At 34.2% G+C, this 19,865-nt stretch carries 15 protein-coding genes and 1 pseudogene; 12 read left to right on the forward strand and 4 right to left on the reverse strand.

The genetic code is table 11. The annotated features are described in order from the left end of the window. The first annotated feature begins 142 nt into the window (after window positions 1-142). Complete coding sequence (locus M1D66_RS10505; protein WP_000158938.1) at window positions 143-742, forward strand: nitroreductase family protein; 600 nt, start codon at window positions 143-145, stop codon at window positions 740-742. Between the two features lie 338 nt (window positions 743-1,080). Here the strand turns inward: M1D66_RS10505 and M1D66_RS10510 are convergent, their stop codons facing one another. Beyond that, window positions 1,081-1,398 carry a winged helix-turn-helix transcriptional regulator gene (locus M1D66_RS10510; RefSeq protein WP_001000102.1) on the reverse strand — a complete coding sequence of 106 codons (318 nt, stop codon included), beginning with the start codon at window positions 1,396-1,398 and terminating at the stop codon, window positions 1,081-1,083. A gap of 303 nt (window positions 1,399-1,701) precedes the next feature. Between M1D66_RS10510 and M1D66_RS10515 the strand changes: the two genes are divergently transcribed. The 7 genes and pseudogenes from M1D66_RS10515 (at window position 1,702) to M1D66_RS10545 (ending at window position 12,204) form a co-directional block, all read left to right on the forward strand. After that, window positions 1,702-2,439, forward strand: a complete 738-nt coding sequence (locus tag M1D66_RS10515) for a GTP cyclohydrolase II (RefSeq protein WP_153595159.1) — start codon at window positions 1,702-1,704, stop codon at window positions 2,437-2,439. After that, window positions 2,432-3,535, forward strand: a complete 1,104-nt coding sequence (gene ribD / locus M1D66_RS10520) for a bifunctional diaminohydroxyphosphoribosylaminopyrimidine deaminase/5-amino-6-(5-phosphoribosylamino)uracil reductase RibD (protein WP_140335670.1) — start codon at window positions 2,432-2,434, stop codon at window positions 3,533-3,535. The genes M1D66_RS10515 and ribD overlap by 8 nt, the downstream gene beginning before the upstream one ends. Window positions 3,536-3,594: 59 nt before the next feature. Then, window positions 3,595-4,165, forward strand: a pseudogene (locus M1D66_RS10525) (5' nucleotidase, NT5C type). A gap of 453 nt (window positions 4,166-4,618) precedes the next feature. Beyond that, entirely contained in the window at window positions 4,619-6,334 is a 1,716-nt protein-coding gene (locus tag M1D66_RS10530) for a methyl-accepting chemotaxis protein (protein ID WP_086385133.1), read from the forward strand. Window positions 6,335-6,632: 298 nt separating this feature from the next. Beyond that, window positions 6,633-8,861 (forward strand): putative mucin/carbohydrate-binding domain-containing protein, encoded by a 2,229-nt coding sequence (locus tag M1D66_RS10535; protein WP_086385190.1) that lies wholly within the window; start codon window positions 6,633-6,635, stop codon window positions 8,859-8,861. 164 nt (window positions 8,862-9,025) lie between these two features. Continuing rightward, complete coding sequence (locus M1D66_RS10540) at window positions 9,026-10,723, forward strand: M4 family metallopeptidase (RefSeq protein ID WP_242555217.1); 1,698 nt, start codon at window positions 9,026-9,028, stop codon at window positions 10,721-10,723. 686 nt (window positions 10,724-11,409) lie between these two features. Continuing rightward, the gene (locus M1D66_RS10545) at window positions 11,410-12,204 is read left to right on the forward strand and encodes an SDR family NAD(P)-dependent oxidoreductase (protein ID WP_242555216.1); all 795 of its coding nucleotides are present in this window, start codon (window positions 11,410-11,412) and stop codon (window positions 12,202-12,204) included. Between the two features lie 253 nt (window positions 12,205-12,457). Here M1D66_RS10545 and M1D66_RS10550 read toward each other — a convergent pair whose 3' ends face one another. From M1D66_RS10550 to M1D66_RS10560, 3 genes are read right to left on the reverse strand one after another with little or no spacing between them, the layout of a single operon-like run. Next, window positions 12,458-13,453 carry a zinc-dependent alcohol dehydrogenase family protein gene (locus M1D66_RS10550; RefSeq protein ID WP_016122896.1) on the reverse strand — a complete coding sequence of 332 codons (996 nt, stop codon included), beginning with the start codon at window positions 13,451-13,453 and terminating at the stop codon, window positions 12,458-12,460. Between the two features lie 58 nt (window positions 13,454-13,511). Further along, the gene (locus tag M1D66_RS10555; protein WP_242555215.1) at window positions 13,512-14,510 is read right to left on the reverse strand and encodes an oxidoreductase; all 999 of its coding nucleotides are present in this window, start codon (window positions 14,508-14,510) and stop codon (window positions 13,512-13,514) included. Further along, on the reverse strand, window positions 14,503-14,904 hold the full coding sequence (locus M1D66_RS10560; RefSeq protein ID WP_006922494.1) for a MerR family transcriptional regulator: 402 nt from the start codon (window positions 14,902-14,904) through the stop codon (window positions 14,503-14,505). The genes M1D66_RS10555 and M1D66_RS10560 overlap by 8 nt, the downstream gene beginning before the upstream one ends. 412 nt (window positions 14,905-15,316) lie before the next feature. On the opposite strand from M1D66_RS10560, the gene M1D66_RS10565 reads away from it, so the two are divergent. From M1D66_RS10565 to zwf, 4 genes are all read left to right on the forward strand, one after another. Next, window positions 15,317-16,270, forward strand: coding sequence for an LLM class oxidoreductase (locus M1D66_RS10565; protein ID WP_086385191.1), 954 nt, complete (start codon window positions 15,317-15,319; stop codon window positions 16,268-16,270). A gap of 13 nt (window positions 16,271-16,283) precedes the next feature. Then, window positions 16,284-17,237, forward strand: coding sequence for an NADP-dependent oxidoreductase (locus M1D66_RS10570; RefSeq protein ID WP_086385137.1), 954 nt, complete (start codon window positions 16,284-16,286; stop codon window positions 17,235-17,237). Between the two features lie 294 nt (window positions 17,238-17,531). Then, window positions 17,532-18,026, forward strand: coding sequence for a glucose-6-phosphate dehydrogenase (locus M1D66_RS10575; protein WP_086385138.1), 495 nt, complete (start codon window positions 17,532-17,534; stop codon window positions 18,024-18,026). A gap of 351 nt (window positions 18,027-18,377) precedes the next feature. Next, window positions 18,378-19,862, forward strand: coding sequence for a glucose-6-phosphate dehydrogenase (gene zwf, locus M1D66_RS10580; protein ID WP_086385139.1), 1,485 nt, complete (start codon window positions 18,378-18,380; stop codon window positions 19,860-19,862). Window positions 19,863-19,865: the final 3 nt, after the last annotated feature.

Below are 19,865 nucleotides of genomic sequence, written 5' to 3' on the forward strand. Positions count from 1 at the left end.
GCAAGAAGCAGTGGTTTAGATTCAGAATGACTAGCAATTGGTGTTATGGTTTTCAATGGTTCAAAAATGAACTCATTTCAACTCATATTATCTTCGCAATGTATCATTTTGAAGAATATTAAAACTTAGGAGGAAATGAATTATGACAAAAGATTTCTATACTGCACTGAAAGAAAGACGTACTTACTATGGAATTAACAAAGAGGTACAAGTATCGGATGAAAAAATTAAAGAAATTGTGGAGTTTGCTGTGAAATATACTCCATCAGCTTTCAATTCTCAAACTGCGCGATTAGTTGTATTATTTGGTGAAGCTCATGATAAATTATGGGATATTACAACTGAAACATTAAGAAAAGTAGTTGGAGATGGAGATTTCTCAGGAACGCAACAAAAAATGGATTCTTTTAAAGCTGGTTATGGAACAGTACTATTCTTTGAAGATGAGGCTATCGTTAAATCGCTTCAAGAAAAATTTGCTGCATATGCTGAAAACTTCCCAATTTGGTCACACCAAGCATCAGGTATGCACCAATTAGTCGTGTGGACAGGTTTAGAAGCAGAGGGATTAGGGGCATCTTTACAACATTATAATCCATTAATTGACGATGAGGTAAAACAAGAATGGAATGTCCCTGCTAATTGGAAACTAATTGCACAAATGCCATTTGGTAATCCAACAGCTGCACCAGGTGAAAAAGAATTCCAACCACTTGAAGAGCGTGTGAAATTTCATAAGTAATATTAAAATGCAATAAAATGGAAATTTAATCAGTGGTGGTCTTACTGTCCGCAAATAGCGGGATAAGCTAACTGTATTGCGAAAATAAAACTGTTTAGTTACAAAAATTCTATTCATTATTTCTGTTAATCGAGTATGTATTAATAAAAGTTGTTAAAATCACTATTTTAATCTTTAAAGGAACAAGGTGATCGGTTTGATCATCTTGTTTCATTTCTTAAATTTTATTTTATTTATTAAAAAACGCTAGGTTTTCATAAATGCTTGAAAAACTAGCGTTTTAATAATAGGTATCTGTAATTTGATTACTTAAAACTATATACGAAAAAGCTTTTATGTTATTCCTCAAGTTCTATCCATTCCTGTGACCATTCTTCTATTCCGCGAATAATAGCTTCTAAAGCAAATCCTTTTTGAGTTAAAGAATATTCTATACGAACTGGTGTCTCAGGAAAGACTTTACGTTCGACAATTCCTTCTAGTTCTAATTCTTTCAATCTTTCTGAAAGTAATCTTCCGCTAACAGGAAGAGAAGATTCAAGCGTACAAAAGCGCTGAGGTCCAGAGAAAAGTTGGTAAATAATGAGTGCTGTCCATCGTTGACTAAAAAATTTCATTCCTTTTTCAAAGCGAGGGCATAATGTAGAATCATTCATTTTCCTTCACCTCCTAAAACAAATTATATAACATCTTACTATTAGTAACAAATATTTTTATAATTAATTACTTGACGTAAAGTAATTACAAATGTATACTCACTTACATAAAGTAACTAAGTTGTTTTATGTAACTGAAACTCTTTTCTTTAAATGGCCAAAGTTGTAATGATACATATTGCATATAAGCTGAGAGAAAAAAGAATAGCATCTGTAAAAACACTTACGTTGTGTAAGTTAAACAATAAAAAATATAACAATGGAAGAGAATTTTTAGAGATTCTCAATACTAGGAGGTACCTAATGGTTACAACAGATACAATTCATATGTTAGAAGATAAAATTCAATTTATACATCAAGATGGAAAGGATATTTCTTTAGTAGGCCCTATCAAATTACCAATTAATTTATATGGGGAGACTAAAGTTTTCCAATGGTATTCTTGGTTACAATGTAGTGAGGTTACAAATAGTGTAGAAGAAATTATCGAAAAACTCTCATCTATTAATTTAGCTGATATGCAGCAATCTAGTGTGCTTGTATATGGTGATTTTGAGAATTCTGAAGATGCCCTAATTCGTATGCATAGTATTTGTCACACCGGTGATATCTTTGGTAGTAAACGTTGTGACTGTGGATTCCAATTAAAGCAGTCTTTACAAATGATTACAGAACATGGTTCAGGTGCTTTATTTTACTTAGCGAATCATGAAGGAAGAGGAATTGGTTTGTTTAGTAAAGCTATGACGTACCTCTTGCAAGAAAATGGGTTAGATACAGTAGAAGCTAATCTGAACCTAGGTTTTGAAGATGATGTTCGAAACTATGATGATACAATTGAAGTATTAAAAGCGCTACGCTCAAAACCTGTAAAACTTATTACAAATAATCCGAAAAAATTAGAAGCGTTACAAAAAGCTGGATTAAATGTTACGAGTCGTGAACCGTTATGGGGTGATGTCTCAGAGTTTAATGAGAAATATTTGCAAACGAAGATTCAGCGTTCTGGACATTTTGAAGGGGGACACTTACATGATTGAGCATGAATTGTATATGAAGCTAGCACTAGAAAATGCCAAGGCTATGAAGGGACAAACGACTCCAAATCCATTGGTTGGATCTGTGATTGTAAATGATAATCGAATTGTAGGGGTCGGAGTACATATGAAGGCCGGAGAACCACATGCCGAAATACATGCGATACGTATGGCTGGAGAACAGGCACGTGGTGGTACAATCTATGTAACTCTTGAACCTTGTTCTCATCATGGTAGAACAGGGCCTTGTGCTGAAGCAATTGTACAAGCAGGAATTAAGAAGGTAGTAGTTGCTACACTTGATCCAAACCCGCTTGTTTCTGGACGTGGAATTAAAATTCTACAAGATGCAGGTATTGAAGTACTTGTAGGAGTGTGTGAAGAAGAATCTGAAAAAATGAATGTAGTCTTTAATAAATATATTTTGACAAAGCGTCCATTTGTAACGATTAAATCAGGAGTTACATTAGATGGGAAAATCGCTACGTCTTTATCGGATAGTAAGTGGATTACATCTACAGAAGCAAGACAGGAAGTACACCAAATACGAAATGAAAACGCAGCCATTTTAGTAGGAGCGAATACTGTACAAAAGGATAATCCATCATTGACAACGCGTATTCCAAATGGAAGAAATCCAATTCGCGTAATCTTGGACTCAACATTACGCATACCGATGGAAGCTAACGTTGTTACAGATGGAGAAGCTCCTACCTGGATATTTACAACAAATAATCATGCAGCGAAAAAAAAGAAGGCATTAGAAAATGCAGGAGTCAAAGTATTTGTTACTAGCGGAGAAAAGCATATAAACTTACATGAAATGCTTGATGTTTTAGGGCAAAAAGGAGTTTCCTCCCTGCTTATTGAAGGTGGTGGAGAGGTAAATGCTTCGTTTATTGAAAATAAATTGATGGATAAACTTATATTATATGTCGCACCAAAAATTATTGGGGGCAAATTGGCGCCTAGCTTTGTAGAGGGGACTGGTATTACTAAAATGCAAGATGCGATTGAATTTAAGGATATATCATTTACCCAGGTTGGAAAAGATTATAGATTTATTGGCTATCCAGCATATCGAAAAGATGAGAAATAAGGGGAATAAAAACTACTTATATTTTTCGATAGATGGATGGCAGAATGGAGCGATGAAGAGTGAAGTTTGGATTTGATATCGATGATACATTAATTGATTTAAGGCAGCATGCTTTTCATTTATATAATAAAAAATTAAACAAAAAAAATAGGATTGGATATATTTCATTCTTTAAAAACAATTGAAATTCATGAAGCATTTGGCATGACTTCGGAGGAAGGCAGTCATATGTGGAATAGTTTGCTGGATGAAATTTATTATACTTCTTGTTCACCGTTTCCGTATGCAGTAGAGACATTGCAAGAATTAGAAAGACAGGGACATGAAATTTACTATATAACGGCGCGACCTAAAGAGCATGGAGAGCAAACAAAAAAATGGTTAATAGAAAAAGGTTTTCCGGTACATGAAGATCGCTTTTTCTATGGAATGAAGGATGAAGAAAAAATACACTTCATACAAGAAATAAAATTAAACTATTTCTTTGATGATAAGCCGGCAGTCTTAGAAACGTTAATAGGAAAACCGATAAATGTGTATGCAAAAACTACTTCTTACAATCAACATCTCAACATCAAGCGTATTACAAGTTGGACAGAGTTAGGAGATATTATAAAGAAAGAAATGTGAGGATTTAACTGGCAAATCAAATAGAGCTAAGAGTATATTGAGTGTTACAATTTTAGAGGAAAGACATAGGTGTTATGTCTTTCCTTATTTTTTAATACTATCGTTTTTATTAGTGTGATGTGCTAGGAGTACTTCTAATAGAGAGGAAATAGAAAAATGAGCAATAAGAAAAATATTTTTAAGCTAGTCTTGTATGGTAGTGTAATTTATATATCAATGATGGGTTCCCCTGGTGCCACAATATTTTTGGATATTTTGGATGAGAAGTTCAAGAATTAATAGGGTGTGTTCATAATCATGAATTTTTGGAAAACCAAAATTACAATGTTAGGTTATTTTGAATCAGTAGTGGATGATATGCAAAATTGCATATTACAAAATAAACATCGTAATTTTTGGATTCTTGGTATAAAATACATTACTTAAACTATATATTAGAATGGAGAAAGTGAATTGGAATTATTAAGAAACAGTAAGGTTGGTACAAAACTAAACATATTAATAACTATATCAAGTATTGCATGTATAGTATTATCCCTAATAGGGTTTTGGGGATTAGAAAGAGGGAAAAGTACTTCCTCTAATATGTATGAGGATAATTTACTACCAATTGAGTGGATTGGTATTGTAGAATCTAATTTTTATCATGTTAATATGAACTTTATGGAAATTATGGTATCAAAAGATGAAAAAAGAATGAATGAATTAATAAGAGAAATGGACGGAATTCGTCAGGAAAATGATCATCTTTTAAAGCAGTTTGAGGCTAAAGTTATTTCTACTAAAGAAAAAGAATTATATAACACGTTTTATGAAACATTTAATAAATTAAGAACTCAAATGAAGAAAGCGCAAGAATTAGGGAAATCTAATAATGAGGAAGCATATGCATATTACCTAAAAGAGATTGAACCTAATATGCAAAAATCAATAAAATCAATTCGTGAATTAATTTTATATAATAGTAATAATGCAGAGCTTTTACAGAAGGAAAATAATAATAGTGCTCAAAATACAATGATAATGTTTGTTAGTATTTCGCTTTTAGCAATTTTAATAATTATATTAATTGGATATATTATTAAATTAACTATCCGAAAACCACTTGTGTTACTACAAAATGATATGGAAAAAGTAGCAGCTGGAGATTTAACAACACGTACTCCTTATAAAGCAAATAATGAATTAGGGCATATTGTTCAGTCTTTTAATAGTATGTTAGATAACCTTCAACAATTAATTGCGAATGTTAAGATGACAACACAAGAGGTTATTTCTACTACGGAGGGCGTATTACAAGATACAAATCGAGCGTCTAGTATTTCAAATGAGGTTGTACAGACTGTTTTAGAAGTAAAAACAAAAATAGAAGGACAAGTATCTAGTATTCAGGAGAGCTCATCCTCAATGGAAGAAATTACAACAGGGGTGCAAACTGTAGCTGAATCTTCAGCAGTAGTCGCTGAGGTAGCAGTAACGACTACAGAACGAATAAATATCGGTAGTGAAGTGATAAATCACTCTATTCTTCAAATGAATAGTGTGCATGATGTTGTCGAGGAAACATCAAAAGTAATAAATAAACTTGTTACACGTACACAACAGATTGATACAGCTCTCGCTGCAATTACTAATATTGCCGAACAAACGAATCTTCTTGCCTTAAATGCCGCTATTGAAGCGGCACGTGCTGGAGAGAATGGGAAAGGATTTGCAGTGGTTGCCGCAGAAGTTCGAGACTTGGCTGAGCAATCTAAAGAATCTGCAAAAGAAGTTAATCATTTAATAAAATCCATTCAAAAAGATACCCAAGATACAGTTAATGTCATGCAAAAAGGACAACAAAAGGCAGTAGAAGGAAAAGAAGCTGCTTACAAAGCGAATCAAACCTTCTTGTCTATTATGAGAGATATTGATAAGATTACAAGTCAAATTCAAGAAGTATCCGCAGCGACAGAAGAGATGTCTGCTGGTACAGAAGAAGTAAATGCTTCTCTTTCGCTAGTTTCTGAAACTGCAACGGATGTGAAAAAGGAGACTCTTCAAACAGTAAATTCAATTCAATCACAGGCCGTATCAATTGAACAAATATCAATTCAATCCAACAAAATGAAAGAAAAGGTGGAAGAATTAACGGAATTGGTTTCAAAATTTAATATTACAGAATAAGATAATTTATTCAATTACAAATGTAATAACATGTATGAAAACACATGAAGACTTAAGGGGCTTCGTGTGTTTTTTTATTGAATAATGTATGAAATAATATTGGATCATTTCATGGTATTTCAAAATTTTCGGTTTTATATTCATATATGCAAAATTACATATATTTAATGATTGATAATCACGAGTTAATGTAACTATAATAATTACACTGATAAATAACTTACTGACGACAGTTATAAGTGAAGAAGGAGGGTTTTATTGTATTTTGTATATGAAAAATAGAAAAGGAGATATGCAAATGAAAAGGTTACTTGTTATAGGCCTAATGTATACAATGTTTTTCCTCATAGGAAATATACACCTGCATGCTGATGAACGAACAAATGTAAAAGAAATTACTAGTTTAGAAGAGCCTACTTGGATATTTCAGGCGGGCATAAGTAAGGGGAAATATCACGATCGACAAGATTTAGGATTTATTTTGAAGAGAAATACACCATTAAAGGTAAGACAAACGAATCCTAATTTTAAAGACAAATTAACATTACGTTTATTGTCTAATGACTCAAAAAATGAAAAATCCATACAAGTAGGAAATGAATGGGTTACTATCCAAGGTGATACGCCTTTAGTTCCTTTCATAGATACTCCGTATGGTGAAGAGCACGCTGTACTTGAGTACCAACTAGGGAATGAAAGTGCTACTAAACCTCTTCCCATTTATAAACAACAAGGAAGTGTATCTCAATTTTTTAGTACATGGGATCAATTTGATGGAGAGTATGCGTTAATTCAAGGGGAGAGTTTTCAATTATTTGTACCTAAAAAAGATAAAGAGTTAGTAAGATCTTTAAAAGATTTTCAATCGTTGGATGAGTTAATTGCATATTATGAAGATATTTTTGCGATGTATGATTCCATTATTGGTTTAGATGGCTCAACGGTTGAAAATAAAAAAAGTCAAAATCGTTATTTCTTAAAAGCAGATATATCTGGTGCTGGCGGTGCCTATTATGGCGTAAATTGGACAGCCAATAGTACAGATAGTACAAAGATGTGGTTAGATAAACTAAGTTGGGGAACTTTACATGAAATCGCTCATGGATACCAAGCTGGTTTTGATAATCAAGGAATATTTACAGGAGAAGTTTCTAATAATCTATTCGGTGTTCAATATCAATATAGTAAATATGGAAAAAAAGCAGATCAAGTTGGTTGGTTGTTTAATTTCGGGAAGAAGGAACAGGTAGAACGGAATTTATACAATGCTTTAATGAAAGAAAATAAAAATTATGATGACTTAGATTTACGACAAAAACTTATTCTTTTAACGATGGCGAAACAAAAAGCTGGTAATGAAGCTTTTGCAAAAATGTATCAAGGTTATCGAAAACTAGCTAGCAATGCTGCTTTCAAAAAAGGTGACCATTCTTTACCAGATTTAATGAATCAATATTATAGTGAGAATGCACAAGTTGATTTTACACCCGTTTTTGAAAGATGGGGCTTTAAGCTTAATCATAAACAAGTAGAGATAAATAGGGCGAAAGGTTATCCGGCTGTTACGTCTTTAGCGTATATAGTGCCTGAATCACAATTAGCTAAGGCGAGAGCTCTAATTGATCCTGATATTCCGATAAACTCTAACTTTGAAATAGTTACGAATCAGCAAATTGCTTCACTTGGGTTAAAAGGGAATTTGCATATCCATTTAAATACAAATGAAATAGATACATTGAAAGGAGGAAAGATTAAATTAAAAGAAGGGAATACAGTTATTCAAGAAAAAACAATTGAAACAGCAGATATCAATTTACAAGACGTACCAAATGGAATCTATACGGTTGAGATTTCAGGTGGGAAAACGGATAGTATGTACCATTTCAGTACGTATTATGCCTATGTAAAGGAAAAGGATAATAGTTTAACGATTGATGTTAACGAAATGAAAGTGAGCAATTTGGTAAATGAAACGATTCAATTCCTAGGATTAGGAGATGATCAGTTTGCCGAATTAAATACAGACTTAGAGCAAAAGCGAGCTGTTTTTACGGTTACTACTAAAATGCCTCATAGCTATTATGCAGGTGAAAAATATGCATCAATAGAGGTGTTTAATGAGAAAGGTGAAAAAATTTATACGAAGGAAATGGAAGGAACAAATGTAACCGTTGTAAAAGATATCATCCCACTAAAAGAAGGATATAGAATTAAAATCTATCATGATGAAGTAAAAAAACGATTAACTAGTAAAGCTACTATTATTAATCCTATGAATAAAACAAATGAATTTATAATGACAAAATGGGGATTGAAAAATACTTATTTGCAAAATAATCCAGAAAAAAATCTTATACAAAGAATTGATGAAGAAATGGAAGCGATTATAGGCAATCCGTTTTTAAAAGAGATACCAATGCAAAAAGTAGAAATGAAAAAGAATGTGTGGATGGCAATAAATATGTTATCAGAACCACAAAAAATAACGTATATAAATAAATATAAAGATAGCTTATATAATGAGTAATTTTTGAGAAATGAATTGAATCTAAAAAGTAGCAAACCAATCTATTAGCCTATGTATATAGAGGTATGTAAAATCGATTGGCTATAGTTACAATTTTTATCTAAGCTTAAAATTGTAAAATACATTTATTTAATTCGATAATACGATTATAAAGGAGTAAAAATATGAAGAATTTCGTAAAGGTAGGTTTAACTACAGGAGTGGTGTTATCGGCGATTATGCCTTATGGAGGAGTACATGCGGCAAAAGAAGATTTAAAAATGGAAACAAAGGAAGATACGTTCCGAACAGGTAATTTAACAGCACCTTCTCAAAAATCGGCAGAAAATGTAGCAAAGGATGCACTAAAAGGAAAAACAGAACAAGCATTATCATCAAAGCAAGTTAATACGGAATCCAAAGTTAATTATAATGTTACGCAAAGTCGTAAATCTTATGATGGTACTACATTGGTACGTCTTCAACAAACGTATGAAGGACGTGATGTATACGGATATCAACTAACAGCACATATTAATGATGATGGTGTACTTACGAGCATTTCGGGGGATAGTGCCCAAGATCTACAACAACAGGAAGATTTGAAACAACCTATTACTTTATCAGAAGAGGATGCAAAGAAACAGCTTTTCAACATCTATGGAAATGATCTTACATTTATTGAAGAACCAGAAATTAAACAAGTAGTATATGTAGATGAAAATACAAATAAAGCTACAAACGCATATCAAATTACTTTTAGTGCATCTACACCTGAATATGTATCTGGTACAGTATTAATTGATGCTTTTGGTGGTACTCTATTAAAAGAACTCGTTCAAAAATTAGGTATACAAGTAGATAGTAGTATTGTCCAATCTGCGACAGTAAATAAATCACAAGATCCTTCAAAATTAACAGGTACAGGAAAAGATGACTTAGGTATTAATCGTACGTTTGGAATTACGCAGCGAAGTGATGGAACGTACATGCTTGCAGATTATTCTCGTGGTAAGGGAATTGAAACATATACTGCTAATTATAAAGATTATAATAATTATAGAAGAAATGTATGGGGTTATCTCGATGATTTAGTAACAAGTAATTCTACAAATTTTACTGATCCTAAAGCAGTTAGTGCTCATTATTTAGCAACGAAAGTATATGATTTTTATCAAGAAAAATATGGCCGTAACAGCTTTGATAATAACGGACAAAAAGTAATTTCTGTCGTTCATGGTTGGAACACAAATGGTACGAATAAAGGAAATCCTAAGCAGTGGTTTAATGCATTTAGTAATGGAGCTATGCTAGTATACGGAGATCCAATTGTTAGAGCATTTGATGTGGCAGGACATGAATTTACACACGCGGTTACAAGAAATGAGTCTGGACTTGAGTATGCAGGAGAAGCTGGTGCAATTAATGAGGCTCTATCTGATATTTTAGGAGTAGCAGTTGAAAAGTATGCTAATAACGGAAAGTTCAATTGGACAATGGGAGAACAATCAGGTCGTATTTTTAGAGATATGAAAAACCCATCATCTATCTCTTCTAGATATCCGGAGGACTATAGACATTATAATAACTTACCTATTGATGCTGACCACGATCATGGTGGTGTACACACGAACTCTAGCATTATTAATAAAGTAGCTTACTTGATTGCTAGTGGTGGAAACCATAATGGAGTAAACGTACATGGCATTGGAGAAGATAAAATGTTTGATATTTTCTATTATGCAAATACGGATGAATTAAATATGACTTCTAACTTTAAAGAATTAAAAGAAGCTTGTATTCATGTAGCAACGAACTTATATGGTAAAGACTCATTAGAAGTACAAGCTGTCCAACAAGCCTTTAAAGCAGCTTATATTTAATATTATTGTGATGAATTATAAATTCTTTCATTTTAATATAGTGATTAATTTGTATATATAGAAAAAAACCTTGTAGAATTTTTCTGCAAGGTTTTTTTGAATGTTATCCCGCTATTTGCCGGGCAGTAAGACCCCGCCCTAAAATTCAGCGGAAGAAAAGAAGTTAGGTGGGGGTCGGGCTGATTAAAGTTTCACTTTATGTTATATGGTTTTTAGTTAATTAGGATAAAAATAATCCTATAACTGTATGTAAGAATGTGTGATTTTACAACCTTTTCTATGATAAAAAAAGATACTACTTTAGCAAATATAAAGAGTTAGAAATTATAGTTTATAGGGCACTTTTTTGTTCCTATGGAACTTTAAAGTGCGTAATTTTCTTTATCGTTAATATATATCATAATGGTATTTATTAGTTGGTTTTAGCTTTACTCTGCTGTTGATGTGATTTTTTAATATGACAATGATTAGAATCAGAATTATCGAGTAGATCTAAATGCTGATAATTTCGATTTTTAATTCCGTACAGAGTGCAATAGCTACATAATTTTCGTTTATACTCTTTTGAAAAAAGGGTGGATCAGCTTATTTTCTGTTAAAGATAAGAGAAATGAACCACAATATAAACGTAATTATTTATTCCAACGTAAGTCAATCATGTAGCACATGAATTTGGAGGGATCTATATGCATATGCAATTAAAAGGAAAAACAGCACTGGTTACTGGATCTACGGCAGGCATTGGAAAAGCAATTGCCACTTCATTAGTAGCGGAAGGAGCTACTGTACTTATTAATGGACGCCGTGAAGAAAATGTTAATGAAACGATAAAAGAAATTCGAATGCAGTATCCAGATGCTATCCTTCAACCCGTAGTAGCTGATTTAGGAACAGAACAAGGGTGCCAAAATGTGATTGAAAAGTACCCTGAAGTAGACATTCTTATTAACAACCTAGGAATTTTTGAACCTGTAGAATATTTTGATATCCCTGATGAAGATTGGTTTAAATTGTTTGAAGTCAATATTATGAGTGGTGTTCGACTTACTCGCTCGTACTTGAAAAAAATGATTGAAAGAAAAGAAGGAAGAGTCATCTTTATTGCTAGCGAAGCAGCTATTATGCCATCTCAAGAAATGGCTCATTATAGTGCGACTAAAACGATGCAACTCTCACTTTCTCGTAGTTTAGCTGAGCTGACGACAGGAACGAATGTGACTGTTAATACTATCATGCCTGGTTCGACTTTAACGGAAGGAGTGGAGACTATGTTAAATAGTCTTTATCCTAATGAGCAATTGACAATAGAAGAAGCTGAGAAGCGATTTATGAAAGAGAATCGACCAACCTCTATTATTCAAAGACTTATTCGACCAGAAGAAATTGCCAATCTTGTCACGTTCTTAAGCAGCCCACTTTCTTCAGCAATTAATGGTTCCGCGTTGCGAATAGACGGGGGATTAGTACGTAGTGTGTTTTAAAAAATTAAAAACAACATAGTATTCTGTAGAAAGTAAAGATGGTAAGACAAATAAGTTGTATTTTACTTATTAATAGAAATATACAAAAAGTAAATTGTGATATGAAAACAGCCGGATTTTCTACTATAAGAAAAATTCGGCTGTTATTTTTTTACTTGTTGTAAAGGATGGAAGCTTTTAAGGTTGTGGCACGCCTCTTAAGACAAAGATAAGGCGAAGCAATCCCACTGTTATTTGTATTACTTAGTGAAAGTTACCAAACGTTTTTCAACACTATTTTTCCAATTGCTTTATTTGATTCCAAATACTCATGTGCTTGTGCAATTTCATCAAACGTAAAAGGTTTCGAATCTAGCAATGGACGAAGTTTTCCTTCTTCTACTATTTGCGTTAGTTTAGTTAAAATTTCCCCGCAAGCGTCACGTTTATCTATATGTAATATTTTTAACGCCATAAAAGTAACGTGCAGAGTAAGTCCTTTTGCGTGTAAAGGAGAGAGGTTATGGGTTGAACGGGCTGCAATTGTTACGACAGTGCCATTAATTGCAGCAGCTTCAAAAGAGTTATCAAGATTCTTGCCACCTACTGTATCAAATATAACTTCAAATCCGTTGCCATTCGTATGTTTTTGCACATATTCTTGAACAGATTCTTCTTTATAATTAATAGCTATATCGGCTCCTAGACGATGGGCTATTTCCATTTTGTTTTGCTGAGAAGCTGTTGTGAAAACTTTAGCACCTGCCCATTTAGCTAATTGAATGGCTACGTGTCCTACGCCACCGGTAGCTCCATGAATGAGAACATTTTGACCAGGTTTAATATTTGCACGATCAAATAAAGATTCCCAAGCTGTAATTGCCACTAATGGTAGAGCAGCTGCTTCTTCCATTGTTAGGTTTTTAGGTTTGTGAGCAATCAGTCGTGCATCAGCAAGCATAAATTCTGCAAGTGCACCTCCAGTTTCTTTAAAACCTCCGGCACAACCGTATACTTCATCCCCAGATTTGAATTTCGAAACACCTTCTCCTACTTCAATAACAATACCAGCTACATCTCCATGTAATATAGCTGGAAACTCAGGAGCGACTGCTGAAACGGCACCACTACGCATTTTTGTATCGATTGGATTTACACTTGTTGCTTTTACATGGATTAGAACATGACCTGGTAAAAGTTTTGGTTTTGAAACTTCTTCTAATTGAAATACAGATGAATCCCCAAAAGAATGGATAATTTGTGCTTTCATTGTTTATACCTCCTGTTTGTGGTTATAGCATAGCAAAGTACAAAAAATAAGTATAATATTATGATTTAGTTAAAAAATGAACGCCGGTTAGCGTTTCACTTAATTCCCAAAGCATGTCTGCATAGTCTGTATTACTAGCCCAAGGTCTCACTCCTGATGGCCCTGGATTGTCAGCAAAAACAGCTTCTGCAATATCAACATTTTCGCAATACACGCCACCTTTGTCATCAAGTTGATCGTTTGCGGCACACCATACAATTGTAGCGGCCCCTTCTGGGATACTTTTAAATTCTTCATCGTATTTTATTAAAGCTCGATTTCCATGCTCGTCCAGTGCTCCCATTGAATGCATTTCTTCATCAGTTAAATTTCGGGATAAACTTGTTACGATTGTTCCAGGGTGGGCAGAGAATGCACGTACATGAAATTCTTTACCACGTTTATCTAATTCGATCGCAAATAATGCATTTGCTGTTTTGGATTGTCCGTAAGCTTGCCATTTGTCGTAATGACGATTTGTAAAGTTTGGATCGTTAAAATCAACACCACAAATACGATGACCGCGCGAACTAACTGATACAACTCTTGCTCCATTTGCTTGAACTAAAGCGGGCCAAAGTCTTGCTGTTAATTGGAAATGACCTAAATGATTTGTTGCGAACTGGGATTCATATCCTCGTACATCGCGTTTTAATGGGTTAGCCATTATTCCTGCGCCGTTTACTAAAATATGTAGTGGACGTCCAGTACTAAGAAATCTATTTGCAAAAGCATCTATAGAATCAGGATTAATAAGATCTAGTTTTTCCAATCCCACCCGCGGAATATTTGCAGTAGCTTCTTGAGCTTGTTCTATTCTTCTGGCTGGTACGATAACTGTAGCGCCCGCTTCCGCAAGTACGCGCGTGATTTCAAGTCCTAATCCTGAATATCCTCCAGTTACAATAGCTATCTTTCCGCTTAAATCTTTTCCACCTAGAGCCTCTTTGGCAGTAGTTCTTGCATCGAATCCAGAATAAATTGGTTTTTGAATTGTGTTTTCATTATTATTATTCATTGTGTAACTCCATCTCCGTTCCTTTATTAAATTTCCCTGTTTTTATACGCTCAAAGTGAGTAATTTTATAATTTATAATATCTAAAGTTGCTTGCAAATTCGTTAGTTGTATTGTGATTTGTTTTTGATGTTCCTCAAGTATTGTTTTGCAAGCTTCATCGTTTTTTTCTCGTGAAAATTTCATATATTCTTGTATTTTATTTAATGGCATTTGTGTTCTTTTTAGATGATTAATGAAAAGTATTCGATCGATATCTAATTGAACATATTGCCTATTATTATTCCCATTTCTATTAGCTGGGGGAAGAAGGTTAATTTTTTCGTAGTATCTAATTGTATCTGTACTTAATCCTGTTTTCTTTGCAACATCTGATATTGTGAATATATCGTTCATTTGTAATTACACTCCTTTCACTACAAGTGTATGACTTGAAGTTAACTCCAAGTCAATCATTTTGTTTGAGGAATTTTTATAAAGAGAAGGAGATTGCATGAAATAGTGTAGCGCATATGCAAAAGCAACTTTGGAAGTTGCTGAAGGAAAGGGAATTGTTATTTTGTGTAGCATGAATTAGTGCTGAAAGTGATAAGCAAGCATGTAGTATAGGTACTTTAAAGTGCCTACATCACTTTAAAGTACGTACTGTTATTCATGTTATGGCCGATTTATAATAACACTCGTAGCACAAAGAAAGTTATAACGATTACAATCGGCAACAATGTGGTGTTGCAGTGTTGCTTATAAATTTTGAGAAGAAATATGAAAAGTATAGATTTATATGAATGAGGGAAAGTGAGTGAAACACATGGAAAAGTTTGCGAACCATTTTGGATATAATCGTATGTTTGCGGAAAATCAGCTTACATTAGGAGTCCACATTCCGATTGAAAATTATCAGTTTCATGCTCCAACGATGGAAAAACAAGTAGAGTTAGTGCAAAAAGCAGAACAATATGGTTTTACAGGTGTATGGCTTCGCGATGTTTTGCTGCAAGACCCTGATTTTGGTGATCCTGCAACAGGTCAAATTTACGATATGATGATTTATTTGACGTATTTAGCAAGCAAGACAGAGAAAATTGCATTTGGAACGTCGGCAACAGTGTTGTCACTTCGTCATCCATTGCGTGTAGCAAAAGAAATTGCTACATTAGATCAACTATTTCCAGAAAGAATTATGCTTGGCGTTTCATCCGGTGACAGACGTGCCGATTTCAAAGCGTTAGGTGTTAGTCATGAAACACGAGGTGAAAAGTTTAGAGAAGCATTTGCTTACTTGGAAGACATTTTGTATAAAAACTTCCCGTCTATCCAGTCGACGCTAGGAGAAGTGCATGGTGCGAATTTAGTTCCAAAACCGTCTAAACGTGTTCCAACCTTTATTACAGGTTTTAGTCAGCAAAATATGGAATGGTTTGCTGAACATGGAGATGGATGGATGTATTATCCACGTAGTCCAGTGCATCAGGCAGCAGCAATTGGACAATGGAGAGAACGAGTAGAGGATTATCATCCAGATGTATTCAAACCATTTATCCAACCGATGCATTTAGATTTATCTGAAGATCCAAATGAACGTCCTACACCGATACGTTTAGGTTACCGTACAGGGCGTAAGGCACTAATTGAATTACTTGATGTATATAAAAGTATTGGTGTGAATCATTTATTCCTTGCTCTATTTGATGGTCAACGTCCAGCTGACGAAGTATTGGATGAGCTAGGAGAAGAAGTACTACCGCATTTCCCAGCCTTGTAAAGGAGTGAAAAGAATGAAAGCAATAGGACTTATGCAATATGGAGATAAAAGCGTACTACAAGAGATTGAAATGCAGACACCGCTATTGGGAGACAACGATGTACTGATTGAAGTATATGCAGCTGGTGTAAATCCTGTGGATTGGAAAATACGTGAGGGTTTACTTCAAGACGTAATTTCTTATGACTTCCCGCTCGTTTTAGGATGGGATGTTGCAGGTGTAGTTGCTGCTATAGGGCCAAACGTAACAGCATTTAAAGTGGGGGATGAAGTATATAGTCGTCCAGATATTGAACGAAACGGCACGTACGCAGAGTACGTGGCTGTAGATGAAAAATATGTGGCGGAAAAACCGAGAAATCTATCTTTTGAAGAAGCGGCATCAATCCCTCTAGTAGGTTTGACAAGTTGGCAAAGCTTAGTGAAGTTCGCAAATGTTCAAAAAGGTAATAAGGTTTTAATTCATGCTGGATCTGGCGGGATTGGTACGTTTGCTATTCAACTAGCGAAAAGTTTCGGTGCACATGTTGCAACTACGACTAGTACGAAAAACATGCAATTTGTAAAGGATCTAGGCGCTGATACTGTCGTCGATTACAAAACGGAAGACTTTTCTTTGCTTTTGCATAATTACAATATTGTATTTGATGTGTTAGGTGGGGATGTACTAAAGAATAGTTATAAAGTACTTGCACCAAATGGAAAGTTAGCGTCTATTTATGGTCCGAAAGGTATGGAAATTCCGCAAATTGAAATAGCAAGAGAGAAAAATATTGAGAGTGACCATATATTTACTGAACCTAACGGATATGAACTTTCTCTTATTACAGAATTAATTGAGAGCGGGAAGATTAAACCTGTTGTCACGCATGTGTTGCCTTTACATGTAGAAGGTGTAAAAAAAGCACACCACATAAGTGAGTCAGAACGTGCTCTTGGGAAAATTGTATTGAAGAAACATTGGTAAAGTATGAGGTTTTAGAGACAGTATGGTGCTAAGTAGCGAATGAACTTATATATTCTATTCTAGCAATTGTTTTAAAAGAGAGAGAACAAATGGATTCAATGACATTTCTTTTACCCCGCATTAACAGGCAGTAAGACCCCCACCTCAAAATTCAGCGATATCATAGAAGTTAGGTGGGGCAACTGCCTGTAAAAGCCCGATTGGTTCAACTAATAATCAGTGGGGATGAACAAAACCCCCACTGATTAAAGTTTCACTTTATCCGGAGCGACAGGGGATTTAGCGAAACGCAAAATTTATCCTGCTTTATATAAGCTATTTAGTAATCAAAATATACCGCAATCTATTTCGATTATGGGTATCGGCAGAAGGGTAATGTCAGATGTGGAATTTCAAACAAAGGTAGAACAATCCCTTGCTACATTTTCTAGAATATCTACTGATGACGAATCAGGAGTAGAAGAATTTATTAGTACATTTCGTTATTGTCAATTAAATACAGCGAATATAGAGGACTATCCAGATTTGTTGCGCCTTGTAAAGATGCGTGAAACAGAATTAAACATTCCTGAAAACCGCATGTTTTACCTATCTGTTATACCAGAAGTATTTGATGTCATTGCTTTAAATATTAAGAAAAGTGGATTGTGGGCTACAAAAGGATTGAACCGTCGTCTTATTATAGAGAAGCCTTTTGGTTATCATGTAACGTCTGCTCGTGAGTTTAATGAAAAAATGATTGAAGATTTTGATGAAACTGACATTTGTTATATCAATCATTATCTTTGAAAATGAATGGTAATTAGGAATACACTTAGAAAAGCATTACGAAATAAATAGTATGTAATGCAAGACATTTTTATTGACGATAATAATTTATATGGTTAATATACTAGACATAAGATTATTTAATTACTAAAAGTAATCGAATATACATTTGTTTGTTAGGTTCGATAAATAAGTAATCTGTGGTAGAAATGCTTTGAATTGCCACTATTAATATTGGGGACAATTAGAAAGCGAAAGGTATAAAAGGAATTGGAATTTGATAACTCTTTGTTTTTTTATAAAAACAGGGGATTCTGTACAATTCATTTTTAAAATATTGACAAGGATTATACAACAAGAGGGGGACTGAAATTGGAATCAATGACCTTTGTTTTATTTGGAGCGACAGGGGACTTAGCGAAACGCAAAATTTACCCCGCACTATATAACTTATATAGAGATCAAAAGCTTCCAAAGCAAATATCTGTTATCGGGCTTGGGAGACGTGAAGTATCTCATGTAGATTTTCAAAAAAGAATAAAAGAATCAATAGAGACGTTTTCTCGCCATAGAGAAGAAGGGACTTCAGATCTCGAAGGTTTTTTAGATAATTTTCGCTATTGTCCATTAGATGTGAGTAAGCCGGAAGACTATGAGAGATTATTACAAGTCGTTCGCGAAAGGGAAGAAGAACTACATATAAAAGGTAATAGAATGTTTTATCTTTCCGTTGCTCCTGAATTTTTCGAGACAATCGCTTTAAATATTAAGGAAAGCGGACTTGATAAAACGGATGGATGGAAACGCCTAATGATTGAGAAACCGTTTGGGCATGACCTTACATCTGCTCGTGAGCTGAATGATAAGCTTAGTCGCACGTTTGAAGAAGACGAGATATACCGTATTGATCATTATTTAGGTAAACCGATGATTCAAAATCTTGAAGCACTAGAATTTGCAAATCCTGTTCTCCAGTCTATTTGGAATAAAGAACATATAGCGAATGTACAAATCACAGCTAGTGAAACAGTTGGGGTTGAAGAAAGAGCAGGATATTATGATCAGGCAGGAGCCATTCGAGATATGGTTCAAAATCATATGTTACAAATATTAATGATGACTGCTATGAATCTGCCGGAAAAGGTTAATGCATGTGAAATTCGAGAGGAAAAGCGAAAGGTAATGGAGACGCTTCGTAAAGTGAAAAAAGAAGACGTTCAAAACCATATCATTCGCGGACAATATGCTTCAGGAGAGATAAAAGGCGAGCAAGTTGTAGCATATAAAGAGGAACCAGGAGTAAATCCTTCTTCTAACATAGACACATTTGTTGCTGCTCGATTGTGGATCGATAATCCGTTTTGGACTGGCGTTCCATTTTATATACGAACAGGTAAACGAATGAAAGAAAAGTCTACTCGTATTGTAATCGAATTTAAAAATACGTTAAAACAGCAATATCAAGATAGTAATCCAAATGCAGCACCTAACTTATTAATAATTGAAATTAGCCCAGGTGAGAATGTTTCATTACAGTTAAATAGTAAAAATCCATTGAAAAATGGAGAAATTGAACCGATGCGTATTAACTTTACTTGTGAGCAAGCGGATGTGGGAGTACCTGAAGCGTATGAAAGACTCATTCATGATGCTGTGAGTGGAGACGCTACATTCTTTGCACATTGGAGAGAAGTTGAATTGTCATGGGAATGGGTACAACCAATTCTTGAAGCATTCGAGGAAAACTTATTACCACTTCATGAATATGAGTCTGGTTCATATGGTCCAGATGCGTCGAATGAATTATTGCAAGAAAGTGGATTTAAATGGTGGTTAGATCAAGAAACGGAAAAATAAGTA

The sequence above is a fragment of the Bacillus sp. PK6-16 genome (genome assembly GCF_056530295.1).